The 21,006-nt window shown below is 69.3% G+C and carries 21 protein-coding genes; 6 read left to right on the top strand and 15 right to left on the bottom strand.

Features of this window, described 5'->3' with window-relative positions; all coding sequences use genetic code 11:
* Nucleotides 1-16: 16 nt before the first annotated feature.
* Entirely contained in the window at nucleotides 17-1,144 is a 1,128-nt protein-coding gene (locus NL1_RS24565; protein ID WP_067843841.1) for a M24 family metallopeptidase, read from the bottom strand.
* 123 nt (nucleotides 1,145-1,267) lie between these two features.
* Between NL1_RS24565 and NL1_RS24560 the strand changes: the two genes are divergently transcribed.
* On the top strand, nucleotides 1,268-2,236 hold the full coding sequence (locus tag NL1_RS24560; protein ID WP_067843840.1) for a 5'-3' exonuclease: 969 nt from the start codon (nucleotides 1,268-1,270) through the stop codon (nucleotides 2,234-2,236).
* A gap of 491 nt (nucleotides 2,237-2,727) precedes the next feature.
* Here the strand turns inward: NL1_RS24560 and NL1_RS24555 are convergent, their stop codons facing one another.
* From NL1_RS24555 to NL1_RS24525, 7 genes are all read right to left on the bottom strand, one after another.
* Nucleotides 2,728-3,456: a DUF4333 domain-containing protein gene (locus tag NL1_RS24555; RefSeq protein WP_067843942.1), complete on the bottom strand. Its 729-nt coding sequence runs from the start codon at nucleotides 3,454-3,456 to the stop codon at nucleotides 2,728-2,730.
* A gap of 123 nt (nucleotides 3,457-3,579) precedes the next feature.
* Nucleotides 3,580-6,279, bottom strand: a complete 2,700-nt coding sequence (locus tag NL1_RS24550; RefSeq protein WP_067843839.1) for a DEAD/DEAH box helicase — start codon at nucleotides 6,277-6,279, stop codon at nucleotides 3,580-3,582.
* 3 nt (nucleotides 6,280-6,282) lie between these two features.
* Nucleotides 6,283-7,221, bottom strand: coding sequence for a twin-arginine translocase subunit TatC (gene tatC / locus NL1_RS24545; protein ID WP_067843837.1), 939 nt, complete (start codon nucleotides 7,219-7,221; stop codon nucleotides 6,283-6,285).
* A gap of 141 nt (nucleotides 7,222-7,362) precedes the next feature.
* On the bottom strand, nucleotides 7,363-7,623 hold the full coding sequence (tatA, locus tag NL1_RS24540; protein ID WP_067843836.1) for a Sec-independent protein translocase subunit TatA: 261 nt from the start codon (nucleotides 7,621-7,623) through the stop codon (nucleotides 7,363-7,365).
* Between the two features lie 103 nt (nucleotides 7,624-7,726).
* A complete protein-coding gene (locus tag NL1_RS24535) occupies nucleotides 7,727-8,758 on the bottom strand; it encodes a 2-dehydropantoate 2-reductase (protein ID WP_084510924.1) in 1,032 nt (343 codons plus the stop codon).
* Nucleotides 8,759-8,777: 19 nt separating this feature from the next.
* Entirely contained in the window at nucleotides 8,778-9,713 is a 936-nt protein-coding gene (locus NL1_RS24530) for a helix-turn-helix transcriptional regulator (RefSeq protein ID WP_067843937.1), read from the bottom strand.
* A 41-nt stretch (nucleotides 9,714-9,754) separates the two neighbouring features.
* A complete protein-coding gene (locus tag NL1_RS24525; protein WP_174553463.1) occupies nucleotides 9,755-10,750 on the bottom strand; it encodes a helix-turn-helix transcriptional regulator in 996 nt (331 codons plus the stop codon).
* A 103-nt stretch (nucleotides 10,751-10,853) separates the two neighbouring features.
* On the opposite strand from NL1_RS24525, the gene NL1_RS24520 reads away from it, so the two are divergent.
* Nucleotides 10,854-11,150 carry an MTH1187 family thiamine-binding protein gene (locus NL1_RS24520; protein ID WP_067843830.1) on the top strand — a complete coding sequence of 99 codons (297 nt, stop codon included), beginning with the start codon at nucleotides 10,854-10,856 and terminating at the stop codon, nucleotides 11,148-11,150.
* Nucleotides 11,151-11,170: 20 nt separating this feature from the next.
* On the opposite strand, the gene NL1_RS24515 is transcribed toward NL1_RS24520, so the two are convergent.
* The 7 genes from NL1_RS24515 to dop form a co-directional block, all read right to left on the bottom strand.
* A complete protein-coding gene (locus tag NL1_RS24515; protein WP_245673503.1) occupies nucleotides 11,171-11,557 on the bottom strand; it encodes a type II toxin-antitoxin system VapC family toxin in 387 nt (128 codons plus the stop codon).
* A gap of 10 nt (nucleotides 11,558-11,567) precedes the next feature.
* Complete coding sequence (locus tag NL1_RS24510; RefSeq protein WP_067843824.1) at nucleotides 11,568-11,807, bottom strand: FitA-like ribbon-helix-helix domain-containing protein; 240 nt, start codon at nucleotides 11,805-11,807, stop codon at nucleotides 11,568-11,570.
* A gap of 96 nt (nucleotides 11,808-11,903) precedes the next feature.
* Nucleotides 11,904-13,262: a Pup--protein ligase gene (gene pafA / locus NL1_RS24505; protein WP_174553462.1), complete on the bottom strand. Its 1,359-nt coding sequence runs from the start codon at nucleotides 13,260-13,262 to the stop codon at nucleotides 11,904-11,906.
* A 351-nt stretch (nucleotides 13,263-13,613) separates the two neighbouring features.
* Nucleotides 13,614-14,390 (bottom strand): proteasome subunit alpha, encoded by a 777-nt coding sequence (prcA, locus tag NL1_RS24500; protein WP_067843819.1) that lies wholly within the window; start codon nucleotides 14,388-14,390, stop codon nucleotides 13,614-13,616.
* The gene (prcB, locus tag NL1_RS24495) at nucleotides 14,387-15,235 is read right to left on the bottom strand and encodes a proteasome subunit beta (protein ID WP_067843816.1); all 849 of its coding nucleotides are present in this window, start codon (nucleotides 15,233-15,235) and stop codon (nucleotides 14,387-14,389) included. The genes prcA and prcB overlap by 4 nt, the downstream gene beginning before the upstream one ends.
* Before the next feature lie 14 nt (nucleotides 15,236-15,249).
* The gene (locus tag NL1_RS24490) at nucleotides 15,250-15,444 is read right to left on the bottom strand and encodes a ubiquitin-like protein Pup (protein ID WP_067781199.1); all 195 of its coding nucleotides are present in this window, start codon (nucleotides 15,442-15,444) and stop codon (nucleotides 15,250-15,252) included.
* A 187-nt stretch (nucleotides 15,445-15,631) separates the two neighbouring features.
* Nucleotides 15,632-17,131, bottom strand: a complete 1,500-nt coding sequence (dop, locus tag NL1_RS24485; protein ID WP_067843814.1) for a depupylase/deamidase Dop — start codon at nucleotides 17,129-17,131, stop codon at nucleotides 15,632-15,634.
* A 93-nt stretch (nucleotides 17,132-17,224) separates the two neighbouring features.
* On the opposite strand from dop, the gene NL1_RS24480 reads away from it, so the two are divergent.
* The 4 genes from NL1_RS24480 to NL1_RS24465 all read left to right on the top strand — a co-directional run.
* Nucleotides 17,225-18,436, top strand: a complete 1,212-nt coding sequence (locus tag NL1_RS24480) for a DUF418 domain-containing protein (RefSeq protein ID WP_084510917.1) — start codon at nucleotides 17,225-17,227, stop codon at nucleotides 18,434-18,436.
* A 130-nt stretch (nucleotides 18,437-18,566) separates the two neighbouring features.
* The gene (locus NL1_RS24475; RefSeq protein WP_067843811.1) at nucleotides 18,567-19,277 is read left to right on the top strand and encodes a hypothetical protein; all 711 of its coding nucleotides are present in this window, start codon (nucleotides 18,567-18,569) and stop codon (nucleotides 19,275-19,277) included.
* A 15-nt stretch (nucleotides 19,278-19,292) separates the two neighbouring features.
* Entirely contained in the window at nucleotides 19,293-19,829 is a 537-nt protein-coding gene (locus NL1_RS24470) for an NUDIX domain-containing protein (RefSeq protein ID WP_067843806.1), read from the top strand.
* Between the two features lie 222 nt (nucleotides 19,830-20,051).
* Nucleotides 20,052-21,006 (top strand): AMP-binding protein (locus tag NL1_RS24465; RefSeq protein WP_156095023.1); only part of this gene is annotated, 955 nt, incomplete at its 3' end.

Here is a 21,006-nt window from a genome sequence, read left to right as displayed (position 1 = left end):
CTTCGCCTTTCGCCCGTCACAGCACGGTCAGGCCGTGCGGGCGAGCGTTCATGGACTCGCAGCCCTCCGGCGTGACCACGACGATGTCCTCGATGCGAGCGCCCCACTCACCGCGGAAGTAGAGGCCCGGCTCGATGCTGAAGGCCATCCCCGGCTGCAGGACGAGGTCGTTGCCCGCGACGATGTAGGGCTCCTCGTGCACGGACAGGCCGATGCCGTGACCGGTCCTGTGCACGAATGCCGCACCGAAACCGGCCTCCGTCAACGGATTACGGGCCGCGGCGTCCACCGAGGCGGCGGTGACGCCGGGGCGGGCGGCGGCGACGGCCGCGGCCTGGGCGCGTTCCAGTTCGGCGTAGCGCGCCGCGATGTCGGGGCTCGGCTCGCCGAGGACGTAGGTGCGGGTGGAGTCGGAGTAGTAGCCGGGATCGACGGGGCCACCGATATCGATCACCACCACGTCGCCCTGCTCGATGCGCCGATCGGAGACCCCGTGGTGCGGGTCGGCGCCATGCGGTCCGCTGCCGACGATCACGAACGCCGCCTCGGTGTGCCCTTCTGCCACGATCGCCGCCGCGATATCGGCGCCGACCTCGGCCTCGGTGCGGCCGACCTGGAGGAACTCGCCCATCCGTGCGTGCACCCGATCGATGGCCGCGCCCGCTCGGCGCAGCGCGTCGACCTCGGCGGCGTCCTTGAGCATGCGCAGCTCCCGCAGGACGGGCGTGGCCGAGACCGGCAGGCCGCTGAACGAGGCCGCCAGCGGCAGCAGGTGCAGGGCGGGCATGGCGTCGGCGACCGCGACCCGGGAACCGACGTGCAGCGTGGACTTCACCACCTGGTACGGGTCGACGCCGTCGACCCAGTCCAGCACCTGCAGGCCGAGTTCGCCCGCCGCCGAGGCGGACAGCGACGCCAGCTCGAGCTTGGGGATGATGACCGACGGTGTCGCGCCATCGGCAGGGATCACCAAGCAGGTGAGCCGCTCGAAGGATTCGGCCGCCGAACCGATCAGATAACGCAGGTCCGGGCCGGGGGTGATGAGCAGGGCGTCGAGGTGCGCCGCGCGCATCGACTCCACCGCCCGCTCGAGCCGGTCTCCGTAAACATCCGCCGCGAACCTGGACTCCGTGTGCCCACTCATACCCGTCGACGTTACCCGCCGTCGGCACGCGGCAAACCCGAACGCCGGGCGGCCCTGGCGGTCTGGGCGAGTGTCGCGCCGGATACGGTCCGGCCTGTCGGAGCGTGCGGGTAGCCTCAGCGCGTGACCTCTGCTGCGACTTCCGGCCCGCTGCTGCTGCTCGACGGGGCCAGCCTGTGGTTCCGCGCGTTCTACGCGATTCCGGACAAGATCACCGCGCCGGACGGGCGTTCGGTGAACGCGGTGCGCGGCTTCACCGACATGGTCGCCTCGCTGATCACCAAGCACGCGCCGAGCAGGCTGGTCGTGTGCCTGGACCTGGACTGGCGGCCGAGCTTCCGCGTGGATCTCGTGCCCTCCTACAAGGCGCACCGCCTGGACTCCTCGGCCGACGCGGCGCCGGGTGCGGAGGAGGTGCCCGATCGGCTGACCCCGCAGGTCGACATGATCCTCGAGGTCCTCGACGCCGCGGGGATCGCGACCGGCGGCGCGGCGGGGCTGGAGGCCGACGACGTGCTCGGCACGCTGGCGAGCCGGGAGCGCACCGACGCGGTGATCGTGGTCAGCGGCGATCGGGACCTGCTGCAGCTGGTTCGCGACGAGCCCGCGCCCATCGTGCGGGTGCTGTACGCGGGGCGCGGGCTGGCCAAGGCCGAACTCTTCGGTCCCGCGGAGGTGTCCGCGAAGTACGGCGTGCCGGTGCCCAATGCCGGACCCGCCTACGCCGATCTGGCGACGTTGCGCGGCGACGCTTCCGACGGCCTGCCCGGTGTCTCCGGCATCGGCGAGAAGTCCGCGGCGACACTCATTTCTCGCTTCGGGTCGCTGGACGCGCTGGTGGCCGCGGTGGACGATCCGGAATCCGACCTGGCGCCGGGCGTGCGCGGAAAACTGCGCGCGGCCGAGGACTACCTGAAGGCGGCGGCCCCGGTGGTGCGCGTGGTGCGCGACGCCGACGTCGACCTCTCGCGCCCGGACACGCTGCCCACGGCACCCGCCGACCCGGACCGCCTGCGGGAACTGGCGGTGGCCTACAACGCGGAAAGCCCGGTCGGCCGGCTCATCACCGCGCTCGCGGCACCGCGCTCCTGAAGCGCGAGCACTCCCGCGACGACATTCACCGCACCTCCGCATGGGCTGCAATTTCGCAGCTCATGCAGACGCGCACCGAGCGGCGCCGCCTCCCGCAGACCTGACCACGCGATATGGGGCTGGCGGCGTCTGGTGCGGCGATCCGATCGGTGAGCGCGTCGATGAGAAGGGGTGTGGTCACCGAAGCCGACGTGCCCGAGAGCCGTTTCCATGGTTTGGGCTGGAGGATCTCGCTCGCTCGATCGCTGCGGTCGTGCTGGTCCTGGCGGGGCCCAGTGAGCCACCACCGCCCGCGCTTCCGGACTGACGAAGGTCCGGCTTCCGAGTTCGCGTTCTCACCTGCTCACCCTTCGGCGAAAATGTAACGAGCCCACGAACGACGACGGCTGATACCGCGATAGCGGTGTGCCGCCGAACCCGTTCGTGGGCTCGATCTCCCTACCCCACCGGACGCCCGCGCCGTAGCACGGGCCGCCCGGCCCGGATCACGCTCAGTTCGGTCGACCGACCTCGTAGGTGCCGTCGTCCTTGGTGATCTTGATGTTGACCTTCTTCTGCTCGCCGCTGACCTTCAGGGTGCACTCGAAGGTGGCGTCCACCTTGACCTCCTGGCCCGACGGGCAGGAGACGTCGGAGACGTCCTGGATGCCGTAGGAATCCGTGAGCACCTTCTTGACACCGTCCTGGACGGCGGCCTGGTCCAGCTTGTCCTTGGAGGTCAGCACCACCACGAGGGCGACCACCGCGCCGATCACCAGCACGCCGAGCGCTGCCAGACCGATGATCAGGCCCTTCTTGCCGCCCTGCTTCGGCGGCTGCTGCTGACCCTGGCCCCACTGCTGCTGCGGCTGCTGGGGCTGCTGACCCCACTGCTGCTGAGGCTGCTGCTGGCTCCAATCCTGCGGCTGCTGCTGCCCCCACTGCTGCTGCGGCTGACCCGGGGTCTGCCCCCACTGCTGCTGTTGCGGCTGCTGAGGTTGTTGCGGCTGGCCCCACTGGGGCTGCGGCTGACCGGGCGTCTGACCGGGCGTCTGCCCCCACTGCTGCTGGGGCTGATTCTGGTCACCCCAATGCTGGGTGGGCTGCGCCTGCGACGGAGTCTGCTGGCCACCCCAGTGCTGGGTCGGTCCGGCGCCACCGGGCGCCTGCTGTCCGCCCCACTGCTGGGTGGGATCGTTGCGTCCCTCCCCGGGGTCGTTCGGTCCGTACGGGCCGCTCATCTGCTTGCCTCCACTCGCATCGTTATTCATACGGTAGCCCCCCGCCGGCGACTGGTCGTGGTATATCACGACTCCTCCCGCCACGGTCGGTACGCGAAAGAAATCAAATCACAATCGAATCCGCTACGCGGCGTCCACCGCCACGACACCCCGCCGGATCGCCCGGACCGCCTTCGCCGCCGTCCCCGCGATCTCCGGGTCGTCGGCCGTGCTGTGGATCTGGTCGAGCAGGTCGATCACCTGCCTGCACCACCGGACGAAATCGCCGGCGGACAGCGGCGCGCCCTGGTCGCCGCTGGCCAGCAACGACTCGGCCAATCCGTCGCCGTGCGCCCATTTGTAGACGCCGGTGACGAATCCGAGATCAGGTTCCCTGGTCGGCGGCAGCTTGTGCCTTGCCTCGTCGGAGCGCAGTTCGCTCCACACGCCGATGGTCGAGGCGATCGCCCGCCGGATCGGCGCGGTGGGACCCGACGCACCGAGAATGCCGCCCTCCTGGCGGGATTCGTAGACGAGCGTGGATACCACGCCCGCCAGTTCGGCGGGGCCGAGACCACGCCAGAGACCGTGCCGCAAGCATTCGGCGACCAACAGGTCGCTCTCCGCGTAGATGCGGGCGAGCCTGCGCCCGTCCGTGGTGACCTCACCCTCGTGCACGAAACCGCGTTCCTCCAGCAGCCCCACGATGCGATCGAAGGTACGCGCCAGCGAATTGGTCGTGGCGGCAACCTTCTGGCGCATGCTTTCGGTCTCGCGCAGCAGCCGGTTGTAGCGCTCACCGATCCGGCTCATCTGCTCGCGGTCCGGCCGGGTGTGCGCGGGATGCGCGCGCAAGCTCCGGCGCAACGTGGCCAGTTCGCGGTCGTCCGCCGCCTCGGAACGCTTGCCGCGGCGGGACCGGCCCGGCGCGCTGATGCCGGTGCTGCGCAGAGCGGACGCGAGGTCACTGCGAGCGCGGGCCGTGCGGTGGTCGACGCGCCGGGGCAACCGCATGTGGCCGAGCGGCTCCGCGGGCACCGGGAAGTCGGCGACCGACACCCGGCCCGCCCACTTGTCCGCGGTGAGCACGAGCGGTCGCGGATCGTTGGGTGTGGTGTCCGGTTCCAGGATCACCGCGAGCCCGGCGCGGCGGCCGTGCGGAATCGCCACCACGTCGCCGCGACGCAGCGCGGTCAGTGCGCTGACCGCAGCGCCGCGCCGGTCGGTGCGGCTCTGCTGGGCCAGCTGACGTTCCCGCTGCCTGATCCGCTCGCGCAGCGAAATGTATTCCAGGAAGCCGCCGTCCTCGCCCCCGAGCTGCCCGCGCAGCTTGCGCAGCTGGCCTTCGTTGCGCTCGATGCCGCGCACCAGCCCGACCACCGAGCGGTCGGCCTGGAACTGGGCGAACGAGCGCTCCAGCAGGGCGCGCGATTCGTCGGCGCCCATCCGATCGATGAGGTTGATCGACATGTTGTAGCCGGGCCGGAACGAGCTGCGCAGCGGATAGGTGCGGGTGGATGCCAGGCCCGCCACCGCGCTGGTGTCGACCTCCGGCTGCCAGAGCACCACCGCGTGGCCCTCGATATCGATACCGCGACGGCCCGCGCGACCGGTCAGCTGCGTGTACTCACCGGGGGTGAGCTCGGCGTGCGTCTCGCCGTTGAACTTGACCAGTCGTTCCAGCACCACGGTTCGCGCGGGCATATTGATGCCGAGCGCGAGCGTCTCGGTGGCGAAGACGGCCCGCACCAGCCCGCGCACGAACAGGTCTTCCACGGTGTGCCGGAAGGCGGGCAGCATGCCGGCGTGGTGGGCGGCCAGCCCGCGGTGCAGCGCCTCGCGCCACTCCCAGTAGCCGAGCACCTCGAGATCGGTCTTCGGTAGATCGCCGGTGTGCTTCTCGATGATCGCGTCGATCTCGGCGGTCTCGCCCTCCCTGCTCAGATCCAGCCGGGACCGCAGACACTGGGCCAGTGCGCCGTCGCACCCCGCGCGGCTGAAGATGAAGGTGATCGCGGGCAGCAGGCCCTCGTCGTCGAGGCGCGCCAGCACCTCGGGGCGGGGCAACGGCCGGAAGTCGCGGCGCATGCCGCCGCGGCCGCGCGGCACACCCCAGTTGTTCATCCGGTCCGCGGACTCGCGATGCCTGATGTAGCGCACCAAGTCCTCGTCGACGAGCACCTTCTGCTCGCTGGACTTGGTGTCGAACAGGTCGAACATCTTCTTGCCGACCATCACGTGCTGCCACAGCGGCACCGGACGCGTCTCGTCCACCACCACCGCGGTGTCGCCGCGCACCGTTTCCATCCAGGCGCCGAACTCCTCGGCGTTGCTGACCGTGGCCGACAGGCTCACCAGCCGCACGTCCGAGGGCAGGTGCAGGATGACCTCTTCCCACACCGCGCCGCGGAACCGGTCGGCCAGGTAGTGCACCTCGTCCATCACCACGTACGACAGCCCGCGCAGCGCGTCCGAGGATGCGTAGAGCATGTTGCGCAGCACCTCGGTGGTCATCACCACCACGGGGGCGTCGGGGTTGATCGACTGGTCGCCGGTGAGCAGGCCGACGCTGTCGCGCCCGTAGCGCTCGGTGAGGTCGGCGAATTTCTGGTTCGACAGCGCCTTGATCGGTGTGGTGTAGAAGCATTTGCCGCCGGAGGCCAATGCCAGGTGGACGGCGAACTCGCCGACCACGGTCTTGCCCGCGCCGGTCGGCGCGCACACCAGCACGCCGTGGCCGTCCTCGAGCGCACGACAGGCGTCACGCTGGAAGGGATCGAGAACGAACTTCAGCTCGGCGGAGAACCTGGCCAGCTCGCTGGTGCGGGACCGGTGATCTGTCACCGTTCAGAGAGTATCGGAGTAGTCCGACACCGGTCGCGTGGATTTTGCCGCCGGATCCATGATCGGCTCCGTCGCTCCGATCGGCTCCGGCGTGGCGATCGAGGAGGCCTCGTCGTCGGCCAGCGCGTCCTTGCGCGCCTTGCGCTTGTCGTTGAGCCTGGCGACCTGCACCGCCACCTCGAACAGCACCGTCAAAGCGCAGGCGAGCGCCAGCATCGAGAACGGGTCCTGCGGGGTGACCACCGCCGCGAAGACGAACAGACCGAAGATGATGCCGCGCCGCCACGCCTTGAGCCGCTCGTAGGTGAGCACGCCCACCAGGTTCAAGCCGATGATCAGCAATGGCGTCTCGAAGCTGACGCCGAAGATGATCAGCAATTGGATGATCATGCTGAAGTACTGGGAACCGCTCAACGCGGTGATCTGCACGTTGTCGCCGATGGTGAGCAGGAAGCTCAACGCGTGCGCGACCACCATGTAGGCGAGCACGGCGCCCGCCGCGAACAGCACGGTGCCCGAGGTGACGAAGCCGACCGCGACCTTGCGTTCCTTCGCGTAGAGGCCGGGGGTGATGAACGCCCAGATCTGGTAGAGCCAGATCGGCGCGGCCAGCACGACGCCCGCGGTGAAACCGACCTTCAACCGGAGCATGAACTGCTCGAACGGCGCGGTCGCCAGCAGGCGGCACGACCCGTCCGGGGTCAGCGCGGCCCTGGACTCGGGCGGCAGCGAACAGTACGGTCCGCGCAGGATCTCGCCGAGGCTCTCGATGCCGAGGAACGAATGCGCGTACCAGAAGAAGCCGAGCACGGTGGTCAGCAGCACCGCGAACAGTGACTTCAGCAACCGGCTGCGCAGTTCCTGCAGGTGCTCGACCAACGACATGGTGCCGTCGGGATTCGTCCTGCGTCTGCTGCGCCGGGGATCGAACGGGATTCGCATATCTGTGGTTGCCCCTGTGCTCGAGTGCCGCGACTGGCGCGGCGGTATCGCGTCCCGCGGGTACGGGACCGACGCCTTCACGGACCGGCCGAACAGCACTGACCGGGGTGAGTCCGACTCACCCCGGAGGGAGCATTCGACTCAGGCCGACTTGGTCTCGGTCTGCGGCGTGGTCGCCTGGTTCGCGGGCTGCGCCTGCGGCAGCTGCGGCGTGGGCTGCTGAGCGGGCGCGGCACTCGCGGTGGGGCTCGCCTCGGTCTGCATCTGGCTGACCTCGCTCTTGAAGATGCGCAAGGACCGGCCGAGGCCGCGCGCGGCGTCCGGCAGTCGCTTCGCACCGAACAACACCACGAACAGCAGCGCGATGATCAGCAGGTGCGTCCAGCTGAACGTGCCTGACATCTGTTACCTCCCAAGACTGTGGTAGCTCCGATGCTACCGGACCGCCTGACGCCCGAACTCCCCCGACTTCGCCCGTTTGCCGGGCGTTCAACCTCGACTTTTGCTATAGGGGCGGCGCGGCCGCAGCGGCGGCGCGCAGGTCCGCGAGCAACTCCGGCCCCGTCCAGGTCCGCCCGTCGCCCTGCTCGGCCGCGACGATGAGCTCGATGAGCCGCTGGTTCACGGGGGTCGGCGCGCCGACCATCGCACCGAGGCCCACGATTTCGCCGCAGAGCCAAGAGATTTCGGTCTTGCGCCCGGCGGCGAGATCATCGGCCATCGAGGAGCGGGCCACCGGATCGATGGCGAGCACCTGCCCCGCGACCCGGCGGAACACGCCGTCGGGCACGGTCAGCAGCCGGGTCATCAGCTCCGCCGGCAGCGGGGTGAGCCGGGCCGGGCGAATTCGCGCCTTGTTCATCGCGGCGAGCGCCTCGCGCTGGGCCAGCGCCAGGCAGCGGCGATAGTCGCGGTCGGCCAGTTCCTCGCGCAACGGGCGTCCGGAGAGCGCGTTGATCGGGTTGTTCAGATTGAGCAGCAGCTTGGCCCACTGCACCGGCCGCAGATCCGCATAGCGGCGCAACGGCAGCCCGGCCCGCTCGAAGACCTCGACGTACTCGGCCAGCGCAGGATCGTCCTGCACCGCGAGCCCGCCCTCGGTGCCGCGGTGGAAGCGGCCTTCCGGGTGGTGCACGACGTTGAACATCACCATCCCGGCGAGCACCACACAGGTGGGCAGGATCTCCCGGATCACCGTGTCGTTGCCGATACCGTTCTGCAGGCTCAGCACCAGCGTGCCGGGGCGGATCTTGCCGGTCAGCTCGCGCACCGCGGTGGCGGTCGCACCGGATTTCACCGCGACGAGCACCAGGTCGGCCGAGCCGACGTCCTCCGGGCCGGTCGCGAGGGTCAGCCGGTCCGGTGCGACGAGCACCTCACCGCCCTCGAGATCGGTCAGGCGCAGGCCCGAGGCGCCGACCTCGTCGATCAACCACTGCCTGCCGACGAACGTGACGTCCGCACCGGCCGCCGCCAGCTTTCCGCCGACGAAGACGCCGATGCTGCCCGCGCCGAGCACCATGACCCGCCGCGGCATCTTGTCGAGCCCCGTCACCTCACTCCAATTCCTCTAGTCCGGCGTCCCGGTACGCGGCCAGCGCCGCGTTGGACCGCTCACGCACGGCGGCGACCAGCTCCGGCGGGCCGAGAACGGTCACGCCCGATCCGAAGCCGAGCAGCAGGCGCGCCATCCAGTCCAGGGTGGCGAAGCGCATGGTCGCCTCCAGGCTGCCGTCCGGGTGCACGGCCAGCCGGTGCATCGGGTACTGGTCGAGCACCCAGCCGTAGTCGCCGCGAATGCGCAGCCGCGCGGACGGGACCGCGGGATCGTCCTGGAACAGGTCCAGCGAGGCGGCCGCCTCGGTGGCGGCGTGGCTGGGCGGCCGGGCGGGCTCGGCGAGTTCGGTGGCCGCCTCGATCCGGTCGAAGCGGAACAGCCGCACGCCTTCGGCCTCCCGGCACCACGCCTGCAGATAGCTGTTGTCGTCGACGAGCACGATCCGGATCGGATCGACGACGCGCTCGGAGACCACGTCGCGGCTGGCCGAGTAGTAGACGATGCGCAGCGCGTGCTGACGGGCAAGGGCCGAGCGCACGGTCGCGACCGCGGGCGCCTCCACCGGCGTCGCCGGGGCGCCGTCGGCGGGCCGCGGTGCGCCACCGGAGATGGCGGACTCGATCTTGGCAATGGCCGCGTGCGCGGCGGTCGGATCCACCATGCCCGGCATCTCCACGATCGACCGCAGGGCCACCAGCAGCGCGGTGGCCTCGGTGGAGGTCAGCCGCAGCGGCCGGTCGATGCCCGCGGAGAAGGTGACCTCGATGCTCTCCTCCGAGAAGGACAGATCGATGAGATCGCCGGGGCCGTAGCCGGGCAGGCCGCACATCCACAGCTGATTCAGGTCGCTCATCAGCTGCTTGGTCGTCACGCCCAAGTCGGCGGCGGCGTCCGCGGCGCTGATGCCGGGGTTGGCGATCAAGTACGGAATCATGTTGAGCAGCCGGGAAAGCCGCACCGAAAGCCGGCTGGTCGTCACGCCCGCACCTCCGTCGTGTCGAACACCGAACGCAGCCGGGTCACCACATCGGCGCGCAAGTCGTCGGGGGCCAGCACCAGAGCGTCCGGTCCGAGACCGGTGATGAGCCTGGCCAGCCAGTCGCGCGAGCGGACGGGCACTTCGACCACCATGCCGCCGCGCCCGCCGACACTGCGTTCCTCGACGACCTGCCCGAGCCTGCGAATCTCCTGACCGCGTCCGTCGGCGACCCACACCGTGGCCGAGCCGCTGACCGGCGCGCTGCTGGTGACGCGCGCAACGATTGCGCGCAGGTCGACGTCCACGGGTTTGTGCACCGCGTTGACGGGCCCGTACGGCGTCACGTCGTCGCCGATGCGGGAGAGCCGGAAGCTGCGCACCGCGTCGCGGTCGCGGTCGTGGCCGACCAGGTACCAGCGACCGTGATGGGTCACCACGCCCCACGGCTCCACGTCACGCATCAGATAGGGCGCGTTGACCGCGCCGCGATGCTCGAAGCGCACGGCCTGCCCGGCGTCGACGGCCGCGAGCAGCTTGCCGAGCACCGGCTCCGACCCGCGGGCGCGGGCGGGCACGGCGGGCACCGAGGCGACGGCCGCGTCCGTTTCGACGTGGATGCCCGCGGCCCGCAGCTTCAGCAGGGCGCCCTCGGCGGCCGCCGCCAGCTCCGGTGACTCCCACATCTGCACCGCGACGGCGACCGCCGCGGCCTCCTCGTCGCTCAGGTCGATGTCGGGTAGCTCGTAGGCGTCGCGGTTGATCCGGTACCCCTCCAGCGTCGAATACCGGTTCACCGGTCCGACTTCCAGCGGAATGCCCAGGTCGCGCAGCTCGTTCTTGTCCCGCTCGAACATTCGGCTGAACGCCTCGTCGCTGGCGGAGTCCTCGTAGCCCGCGACGCTCTCCCTGATCCGCTCCGCGCTCAAGAACTGCCGGGTCGACAGCAGCGCGATGACCAGATTCATCAGCCGCTCGACCTTGGATATCGCCACCCGATAGAGGGTAATCGCCGCCCCCGAATCACCGCGCGGCGGCGCGCATTAATTTCAGCGCGGCGGCGCGCAACGAATCCAGCGCGCCGGGGACAATGGTCCGGTGATCGTTGCCTTCTCAGTGACCCCACTCGGCACGGGCGTGGATGTCGGCCCGGCGGTAGCGGAGGCGGTGCGCGTCGTGCGGGCCAGCGGACTGCCGAATCGCACCGACGCCATGTTCACCACCCTCGAGGGCGAGTGGGACGAGGTGATGCGCGTCGTGAAGGACGCCACCGACGCCATCCTCGCCATTGCCCCGCGCTGCAGCCTGGTCCTGAAGGCCGACATCCGCCCCGGTGTCACCGACGCGATGACGGCCAAGGTGGAGTCGGTCGAGCGCTACCTGGCCGAGGGCTGACCCGCAGCGACAGCTGGCCCTCAGGACACCAACTCGACGCGGCAGGGCAGACCGGGCGCCTTGCTGAGCTTCTCGTCCGCGGTCAGCAGCGGAATATCGAGCCTCGCAGCCAATGCGACATAGAGCGCGTCATAGAACGTCACCGTGTGCCGCAACGCCCACGCGTCGACGGTCATCCAGCCGTGGTGGGCATACCGCTCGTTCACCATCGACTTCAGCAAGCGCAGGCTTGTCATTGCGGAGGTCTCGCTGATGAGCCCCTTCTGCTCATGACGCCGCAAGACGCTGCCGACCTCTGCATCGATCAGGTGCGGTGCATGGCATACCGATGAGGCGATGCGGTGGGTGACGACCTCACCCACCGCGTCTTTGCGCAGCAGCGCCTCCGCTGCGGCGGAAGCGTCCACGACGTACTCGTCATTCACCACGGACCTCCCGCAGCGCTTCCATGATGCTCTCGCGGTCGCCACCGGGTCCAGGATCGCGCTCCAGCGCATCTCGGATCGCGGACATGGCTTCGGCCTTGGTCCGCCGCCGTGCCATCGCGATCAGTTCTTGACGCATGTACGCCTGGAGCGACATTCCGGCGGCTTCCGCACGCTGGCGGAGCACCTCCGCGTCCGGCTCGGGAATGTCACGAATCTGAATAGTGGCCATAGCGCTACTTTAGCGCGCCTCTAGCGCTGAAGCAGCGCCTCCTCCTGTCGACAAGCCGCTGGTTCACGACCCGGAGGTCGCGGACCAGCGCTCCGGCTACATCGAGGCGATCAAGCGGTCGACGCGCTCGTCGACCGAGCGGAACGGATCCTTGCACAGCACGGTCCGCTGCGCCTGGTCGTTCAGCTTGAGGTGCACCCAGTCGACGGTGAAGTCGCGGCCAGCCTCCTGGGCGGCGGTGATGAAATCGCCGCGCAGCTTGGCGCGCGTGGTCTGCGGCGGGGTGTCGACCGCAGCGTCCACCGCGTCGTCCTCGGTGACGCGCTTGGCCAGGCCCTTGCGCTGCAGCAGGTCGAAGACGCCGCGGCCGCGCTTGATGTCGTGGTAGGCCAGGTCGAGCTGGGCGATCTTGGGATCGGACAGCTCCATGCCGTAGCGGTCCTGGTAGCGCTGGAACAGCTTGCGCTTGATCACCCAGTCGATCTCGGTGTCGACCTTCGCGAAGTCCTGCGCCTCCACTGCGTCCAGGGTGCGGCCCCAAAGGTCGACGACCTGGTCGATCTGCGGATCGCGGTCCCGGTTGCGCAGGTGCTCGACGGCGCGGGCGTAGTACTCGCGCTGGATGTCGAGCGCGCTCGCCTGCCTGCCGCCTGCCAGCCGCACGGGACGGCGGCCGGTGAGGTCGTGGCTGACCTCGCGGATGGCGCGGATCGGGTTGTCCAGCGCGAAGTCGCGGAACGAGACGCCCGCCTCGATCATCTCCAGCACCAGCGCGGCCGTGCCCACCTTGAGCATGGTCGTGGTCTCGGACATGTTCGAGTCGCCGACGATCACGTGCAGGCGCCGGTACTTCTCGGCGTCGGCGTGCGGCTCGTCGCGGGTGTTGATGATCGGGCGCGATCGCGTGGTCGCCGAGGAGACGCCCTCCCAGATGTGCTCGGCACGCTGCGACAGGCAGAACGTGGCCGCCTTCGGCGTCTGCAGCACCTTGCCCGCTCCGCAGATCAGCTGCCTGGTCACCAGGAACGGCAGCAGCACGTCGGAGATCCGGGAGAACTCGCCCGCGCGCACCACAAGGAAGTTCTCGTGACAGCCGTAGGAGTTGCCCGCCGAGTCGGTGTTGTTCTTGAACAGGTAGATGTCGCCGCCGATGCCCTCTTCGGCCAAGCGTTGCTCGGCATCGATCAGCAACTCCTCGAGCACCCGCTCGCCCGCCCTGTCATGGGTGACCAACTGGTGCAGACTGTCGCATTCGGCCGTGGCGTACTCCGGATGCGAGCCGACGTCGAGATACAGCCGAGCGCCGTTGCGAAGGAACACGTTAGAGCTACGGCCCCAGGACACCACCCGGCGGAACAGGTACCGGGCTACCTCGTCGGGGGACAGCCGACGGTGACCGTGGAAGGTGCATGTCACACCGAACTCGGTCTCGATCCCCATAATTCGTCGCTGCACACCATCGACATTACAGCCATGTCATGTACTCGCGTGGCGCTGCGGACAACACGGACGCATACGTCTTCACAACGATTCGGCACCGTATGCCCGCTAGCCTCGGCCGGTCAGACGCGGATTCCTGCCCGCGGGGCCGCGGCGAAAACTCGTGCGCCGAGCGAACGGAAGCACACAGAATCGTCGGCTGCTCCGACGGCACGCGACAGATCTTTCGACGCACCGCCGATGCACGCGGACCCGGCGCCGTCCGCGTGAGCTCTTGCGCGGCGCGTTCACGACGCACCGAGAACGGCGGAGGGCCCGCGTGGGCCGCCTCGAGGCGGTCCACGCGGGCCCTGCGTCTTTCTTCGACTACTCCGAGTCCGACGACTCCTCGGGGAGCTCGACCACGGTGGTCTTCGCCGCACGCCCCGGCTTGCCTGCCGGCAGCAGCTTCTCCAACGCGGAGTCGGAGATCCTGCGGAACGCCCGGCGTGGCCTCGCCTGCTCCAGCGTGGCCACCTCGAGCGAGCTCACGCCGAGCATCCGCTTGTCCTTGTCGGCGCCCTCCGGAAGCCCGGCCTGCAGCGCCTTGATCGCGACGCCCATCGCGGCGGACAAGTCGAGACCGGGCCGGTAGGACGCCTTCAGCGCGGAGACGATGGGCTCGGTCGTGCCGCCCATCACCACGAACTCGCGCTCGTCCACGATCGAGCCGTCGAAGGTGATCCGGTACAGCACCGACTGCGGCGACTGCTCCGGATACCCCACCTCGGCCACACAGAGCTCCACCTCGTACGGCTTGAGCTGATCGGTGAAGATCGAGCCGAGGGCCTGCGCGTAGGCGTTGGCCAGCGCCCTGCCGGTCACGTCCCGCCGATCGAACTGGTAACCGCGCAGGTCGGCCTGCAGGATGCCGCTGCGGCGCAGATTCTCGAACTCGTTGTACTTGCCGACGGCCGCGAACCCGATGCGGTCGTACAGCTCACTCACCTTGTGCAGCGTCGCGGAGGGATTCTCCGCGACGAACAACACGCCCTTGTCGTACGCCAGCACGATGACACTGCGACCACGAGCGATGCCCTTGCGCGCGAGCTCGGTCTTGTCGCGCATGATCTGCTCGGCCGACGCGTAGTACGGCAGTGTCATGCGTTGGCGCTCCCTTCCTGTGCCGCCGCGCGGTCGGCGACGATGCCGCGGGCGATCTCCTCCACACGCTCCTCCGGCACTTCCACCGCACCGTCTTCATCGATCGTGACGATCGTCGGGTAGATGCCGCGCGCCAGATCCGGGCCGCCGGTCGCGGTGTCGTCGTCGGAGGCGTCGAACAGCGCCTCGACGGTGATCCGCATCGCGCGGTCCGCGTCGATTCCCTTGGCGTACAGCTTCTTCAGCGACGTCTTGGCGAACATCGAACCGGAACCCACTGCGGTGTAACCGAATCGCTCCTCGCTGCGCCCGCCGACCACGTCGTAGGACACGATGCGACCGGTTCGGTCGGGATCGGTGGCCTGCTGGTCGTAGCCGACCAGTACCGGCACAACGGCCAGACCCTGCAGCGCGGCGGGGAGGTTGTCGCGCACCATCTTCGATAGCTTGTTGGCCTTGCCGTCGAAGGTGAGCGGAACGCCTTCGATCTTCTCGTAGTACTCCAGCTCCACCGCGAAAAGGCGCACCATTTCGACCGCCATGCCCGCGGTGCCCGCGATGCCCGCCGCCGAATAGGTGTCGGTGATGTACACCTTCTCCATATCCCTGCTCGCCACCAGGTTCCCCTGGGTGGCGCGGCGATCGCCCGCGATCAGCACACCGCCGCGATAGGTCACCGCGACGATGGTCGTGCCGTGTGGCGCGACGTCCTTCGCGACGGCGCCACCGGAATGTCCGGTGGCGCCATCGATCGCGGCGAACCTGTTGCCGGGCAACAGTTCCGGTGCGTGTGCGCGCAGGTGTTCGGTGAACGAGGAGAGGGCGTACCCCGGGTGGAGACGCATGGGGTCACCTGCTGTCACTGGCCGCCCTTCTGCACATAGGCGCGGACGAAGTCCTCCGCGTTCTCCTCGAGCACGTCATCGATCTCGTCGAGCAGGTCGTCGGTGTCCTCCGCCAGCTTCTCGCGGCGCTCCTGACCGGCGGCGTCGACGCCGTCGGGACCCTCGTCCTCGTCGCCGCCCCCGGTGCGCTTGGTCTGCTCTTGTGCCATGGCAGCCGACCTCCTCTGTCCTCATCATGACCGGAGCCAAAAGTCTGAGCACGGTTCCGATCATGAGCAATGTGCGTGCTCGTACAACAACACTACCCAGCCGAACCGACACGATGTCGGATCTGTGCTCAATTCGCCGCGCGGACAGTGCCCGATTCGCAACCCGGCCCGCGCAGGAAGCGCGCGATTACGTGGTCAGCTGTTCGACCAGCTGGGCAGCGGTGTCCACGCCGTCGAGCAGCTTGCCGACATGCGATTTGGTGCCGCGGCGCGGTTCCAGGGTCGGAATGCGCACCAGCGAGTCACCGCCGAGGTCGAAGATCACCGAGTCCCAGCTCGCGGCGGCGATGTCCGCGCCGAAGCGCCGCAGGCATTCGCCGCGGAAGTAGGCGCGGGTGTCGGTGGGCGGCTTGGTCATCGCGTCCAGCACCTGCTGCTCGGAGACGAGCCGCTTCATCGAGCCGCGCGCCACCAGGCGGTTGTAGAGGCCCTTGTCCAAGCGTACGTCGGAGTACTGCAGGTCCATCAGGTGCAGTTTCGGCGCGGCCCAGCTCAGGCCTTCGCGCTGGCGCATGCCTTCGAGCAGGCGCAGTTTGGCGGGCCAGTCGAGCAGGTTCGCGCATTCCATCGGGTCGCGCTCGAGCAGATCGAGCACCATCGCCCAGTTGTCCAGGATGTCCTGCACGCGGGCGTCCTCGTTGCCCTCGCGGTCCATGAACTTGGCGACCCGCTCGTGGTAGAGCCGCTGCAGCGCCAGACCGGTCAGCTCGCGGCCGTCGGCGAGCGCGACGGTGGCGCGCAGGCTCGGGTCGTGGCTGATCTGGTGCACGGCGGTGACCGGGCGGGCCAGCTGCAGATCGGACAGGTCCTCGCCCGCCTCGATCAGGTCCAGCACCAGCGCGGTGGTGCCGACCTTGAGGTAGGTCGACATCTCGGCCAGGTTGGCGTCGCCGATGATGACGTGCAGCCTGCGGTACTTGTCGGCGTCGGCGTGCGGCTCGTCGCGGGTGTTGATGATGCCGCGCTTGAGCGTGGTCTCCAGGCCGACCTCGACCTCGATGTAGTCGGAACGCTGGGACAGCTGGAACCCGGCGTGGTCGCCGGACTGACCGATGCCGACCCGGCCGGAGCCGCAGATCACCTGCCGGGAGACGAAGAACGGCGTCAGCCCGACGATGATCTGGTTGAACGGGGTGTCCCGGTTCATCAGGTAGTTCTCGTGGGTGCCGTACGAGGCGCCCTTGCCGTCGACGTTGTTCTTGTACAGCTGCAGCCGCGGGGCGCCCGGCACGCTGGAGGCATGCCGCGCAGCGGCCTCCATCACGCGCTCGCCCGCCTTGTCCCAGATCACCGCGTCGAGCGGGTCGGTGACCTCGGGCGCGGAGTACTCCGGGTGCGCGTGGTCTACGTACAGGCGGGCGCCGTTGGTGAGGATCATGTTGGCGGCGCCGACCTCGTCGGCGTCGATCACCGGCGCCGGTCCGTTCATCCGGCTCAGGTCGAAGCCGCGCGCGTCGCGCAGCGGCGACTCCACCTCGTAGTCCCAGCGCGTCCGCTTGGCCCGCGGCACGCCTTCCGCGGCCGCGTACGCGAGGACCGCCTGGGTAGAGGTGAGGATCGGGTTGGCCGACGGCTCGGTGGGGGTGGAGATGCCGTATTCGACCTCGATACCGATAATGCGCTGCATACCACCGAGCCTAGGCGACACCGGCCAATGTCATACCGAGGGTGGTACTTCCGGAGGATCACGGAGCCCGCTCCCGCGCCGGATAGTCGACGCATGACCGAATCCATCGCCGAAACCGGGGCGGGAGCCGTCCAAGAGGCCCGCGTAGCGGGCCAGCGGCCCGCGCGACTCGTCGCGCTCGACGTGCTGCGCGGGATCGCGATTCTCGGCACGCTCGGCACCAATGTCTGGATCCTGACCAATCCCGAGGGCCTGATCGGCTACATCGACGACCTGGGCACCGCGCCCGAAGGCGGCTGGCTGTGGACCGAGCGTGTCCTGCAGCAGCTGGCCCAGGGCAAGTTCCTCGGCCTGCTGACCATCATGTTCGGTATCGGTCTCGCCATCCAGCAGGCCTCGGCGGTGCGCCGCGGGCGGGCGTGGCCGGGCAGCTATCCGCTGCGGGCCGGGCTGCTGTTCCTGGACGGCGTGCTGAACTTCGTCCTCGTCGCCGAGTTCGACGTGCTGATGGGGTACGCGGTGACCGGTCTGATGGTCGCCTTCGTGCTCGCCACCGGTGAGCGCGCGCAACGCCGCTGGCTGGCGATCGCGGCGAGCGTCCACCTGACCATCCTCACGCTCATCGCGCTCGCGATGGCCTTTGCCCCGCCGCAGGATTCGGCACCGGGCTCGGCCTCGCGCGAGCCGCTCGACCCGAATCCCTATGCGGACGGCTCGTTCTGGGATCTGGTCGTGTTCCGCTTGGAGAACGCGCTCACGTTCCGCGTCGAGGCCGTCTTCGTCTTCGCCATGTCGGTGGCGCTGTTCCTCGCGGGCGCCCGGCTGTACCGGGCGGGCGTGTTCGGTCCGGACGGTGCGCGAATCCGCCGTCGCCTCATGCTGATCGGCGCGATCGCGGCGCCGATCGATTTCCTCGTCGGCGTGATCGGCGGCGATCTGGTGCTGCTCACCCGGTACGGCACCGCGCCGTTCGTCGCCTTCGGCATCCTCGCGGTGGTCGCCGAGTTCTACCTGCGCCGCCCGCGGCTGGGTTTTGCGGGACGACGGCTCACCGAGATCGGCCGGACCGCGCTGTCCTGCTACATCCTGCAGAATCTGGTGGCCTCGGCGGTGTGCTACGGCTGGGGTCTCGGCCTGGCCGCGCGGGTCTCCCCCGATGCGCGGGTGCCGTTCACGATCGCGATCTACCTGGTGGTCGCGCTGATCATCGCGACGGGCGCGCACCTGTGGCTGCGGCGCTTCGAGCGCGGGCCGGTCGAGTGGGCATGGCACACCTGCTACCGGGCACTGGCCCGCGAGGGCTGATCGCCCCGGTCCGCGCCGTGGCACGGAACCCCGGCGGCGAACACGAGTAGCCGACTACTCGTGTTCGCCGCCGCGCCGCGTTTCATGCTGAAACGAAACCTTTCCGCACTATCGACGGAGGGAATCGTCCATGAAGGCCGCGGTGCGCCGCGTCTGGCTGCCGTTCAACGTGCCGTTGGAAGGCCGGGTGCCCTGGATGTACCTGGATTCCGAGGGCTTCGTGACCACCGGTGTCGGCAACAAGCTCGACGACACCGCACGGGTGCGCGCCGCGCCGACCCCGGCCGAGCGGACCGCCTCGCTCATCGCGGCCCGCAGGCTGCCCTGGCGTCGCCCCGACGGCTCGGCGGCCACCGGCACCGAGATCAACGCGGCCTGGGATGCGGTGAAGAGCCGGATGGACCTGGTCGTGGGCGGCAACCGCGGTTTCGCCGCCCTCACCGAGCTCCGGTTGACCGACGAGGACATCGATCGCACCGTGTTCGCCAGGCTCGACGAGCTGGAGACGCTGTTGCGCGGCCGCATGGTGCGCCACGGCACCGGCGCGGTGGTCATGCCGTTCGCGGCCTTCGACTCCTGGCCCGCCGACGCGCAACTCGGCATGCTCAGCATGTGCTGGTCCATGGGGCCGAAGTTCAGCTTCCCCACGTTCCAGGACGCCGCCTTCGCCCGCGACTGGCTGCGCTGCGCCGCCGCCTGCCGGGTCAATCCCGAGATCGGCACCGTGATCCGGCGCAACGATCGCGATCAGGAGTTGTTCCGCAACGCTTTTCGCGTCGAGGAGGAAGGTCTCGATCCGGAGGTCCTGCTGTTCCGGCTTCCTGAACTACCGTCTTCCTGAATTACTGTCGCGCAGGTGAGTTTCGCCGAGCGCTACCCGCTGCTGCACACCCCCGCCCGCTGGGAATGGGGCGGTCTGGACGTCCGCTTCTCCACCGAACTGCCGCCCGACGAGCTCGTGACCAATGTGCACGCGGTGTGTTTCGTCGGCGAGCGGATCGTGCTGTGCCGCGACGACCGTGACATCTGGCTGCTGCCCGGCGGCACCCGCGAGGCGGGCGAATCCATCGACGAGTGCCTGCGCCGCGAGCTGCGCGAGGAGGCAGGCGCCCGCCCGATCGGTCCGGTCCGGTGGCTGGGTGCGCACCACGCGACGAGCGATGCGCCGGAGCCGTACCGGCCATGGCAGCCGCACCCGCACAAGGCGTGGCTGTGGTGCGCCGCCGACATCGTCCTCGACGGCTCCCCCAGCAACCCTGACGACGGCGAGCAGATCCTCGAGGTCCGCGCCTTCCCATTCGAGGACGCCCTCGAGCACGTCGCGACGGACGGCATGCACCTGCCCGAACTCCTCACGCTCGCAAGGGAACTGCACCGGCCTGCCGCGACGTAGCTGCTCGTGGTTGCGGCACGAGCGGGCCCGCCGCGCTGATGTTCCGCGGAGGCCGGGTGCGCGACGGTTTGGTCCGGTGCACAAATCGCGGTCGCACAGTCTTCTGCTTTGCCCCTGGCGTAGGGGGTCCGCGATGCGCTGAGCTTGGACGGGCGACGAGGTCGCCGCCACCGTCCTGGGCGCGGTGTTGCCCCGAACACATTCGAGCAGAAGGTTTCGGTCTTGGCTTCTTCCACAACTGCGGCGGTCGAGCGGGCGCGTCCGGAGACCCTCTGCGAGGCGTTCCAGGCGAATGTCGCGCGCTACGCCGACGCGGTCGCGCTGCGCACCCTCCGCGGCGGGCAGACGATCACCTGGCGTGTTTACGGAGAGCGGGTGCGCGCCATCGCGACCGGACTGGCCGCCCTCGGCGTCCGCCCCGGCGACACCGTCGCGCTGATGCTGACCAACCGGCCGGAGTTCCACCTGTGCGACACCGCCGTGCTGCACGCGGGAGCGACGCCCTTCTCGGTGTACAACACCAATCCGGTCGACCTGCTCGCCTACCAGTTCGAGAACGCCGGCAATCGGGTGGTCCTCTGCGAAAGCCAGTTCGCGCCGCGGATTCTGGAAGCGGTGGCGAAGGCCGCCGTGCAGGGACACCGGGTCGAACACGTGATCGTCGTGGACGACGCGCCGGCCGGTACCCTCGCGCTCTCCGCGCTCGAATCGACCGCCGCCCCCGCGGGTTTCGACTTCGAGGCGACGTGGCGGGCGGTGCGCCCCGAGGACCTGCTCACCATCGTCTACACCTCGGGCACCACCGGCCCGCCCAAGGGCGTGGAGCTCACGCACACCAATTTCATCGAGAACTCCCGCGTCATCGACCAATTCGGCGGTGGCGGCCAGGACGACCGGGTCATCTCCTATCTGCCCGACGCGCACTCGGCCAACCGCTGGTTCGCGCACTACCTGACCATGCTGGAGGGCGGGCAGATCACCACGGTCCCCGACCTGAAGCAGGTGGCCGCCGCGCTGGCGGAGGTGCGGCCGACGGTGTTCCTCGGCGTTCCCCGGGTGTGGGTGAAAGTCAAAGGCGCACTGGAGGAACGCTTCGCCGCGGAGCCGCCTGCGCGCCGCGCGCTGGCCCGGTGGGCGGTCGGCGTCGGGCGGGCCCGTGCGTGCGCCGCCTCCGACG

This window comes from Nocardia lijiangensis NBRC 108240 (assembly GCF_001613045.1).
Classification (GTDB): Bacteria; Actinomycetota; Actinomycetes; order Mycobacteriales; family Mycobacteriaceae; genus Nocardia; species Nocardia lijiangensis.
The sequence above is the reverse complement of the archived record's forward strand: the minus strand, read 5'-3'. Positions and strand labels throughout refer to the sequence as shown.

Coding starts and splice junctions, on each gene's coding strand:
- NL1_RS24565 (WP_067843841.1), bottom strand. CDS start 1,144: ATGAGTGGGCACACGGAGTCCAGGTTCGCGGCGGATGTTTACGGAGAC.
- NL1_RS24555 (WP_067843942.1), bottom strand. CDS start 3,456: ATGAGCGGCCCGTACGGACCGAACGACCCCGGGGAGGGACGCAACGAT.
- tatC (WP_067843837.1), bottom strand. CDS start 7,221: ATGCGAATCCCGTTCGATCCCCGGCGCAGCAGACGCAGGACGAATCCC.
- tatA (WP_067843836.1), bottom strand. CDS start 7,623: ATGTCAGGCACGTTCAGCTGGACGCACCTGCTGATCATCGCGCTGCTG.
- NL1_RS24535 (WP_084510924.1), bottom strand. CDS start 8,758: ATGCCGCGGCGGGTCATGGTGCTCGGCGCGGGCAGCATCGGCGTCTTC.
- NL1_RS24530 (WP_067843937.1), bottom strand. CDS start 9,713: ATGATTCCGTACTTGATCGCCAACCCCGGCATCAGCGCCGCGGACGCC.
- NL1_RS24510 (WP_067843824.1), bottom strand. CDS start 11,807: ATGGCCACTATTCAGATTCGTGACATTCCCGAGCCGGACGCGGAGGTG.
- prcA (WP_067843819.1), bottom strand. CDS start 14,390: ATGACACTGCCGTACTACGCGTCGGCCGAGCAGATCATGCGCGACAAG.
- prcB (WP_067843816.1), bottom strand. CDS start 15,235: ATGCGTCTCCACCCGGGGTACGCCCTCTCCTCGTTCACCGAACACCTG.
- NL1_RS24490 (WP_067781199.1), bottom strand. CDS start 15,444: ATGGCACAAGAGCAGACCAAGCGCACCGGGGGCGGCGACGAGGACGAG.
- dop (WP_067843814.1), bottom strand. CDS start 17,131: ATGCAGCGCATTATCGGTATCGAGGTCGAATACGGCATCTCCACCCCC.
- NL1_RS24480 (WP_084510917.1), top strand. CDS start 17,225: ATGACCGAATCCATCGCCGAAACCGGGGCGGGAGCCGTCCAAGAGGCC.
- NL1_RS24475 (WP_067843811.1), top strand. CDS start 18,567: ATGAAGGCCGCGGTGCGCCGCGTCTGGCTGCCGTTCAACGTGCCGTTG.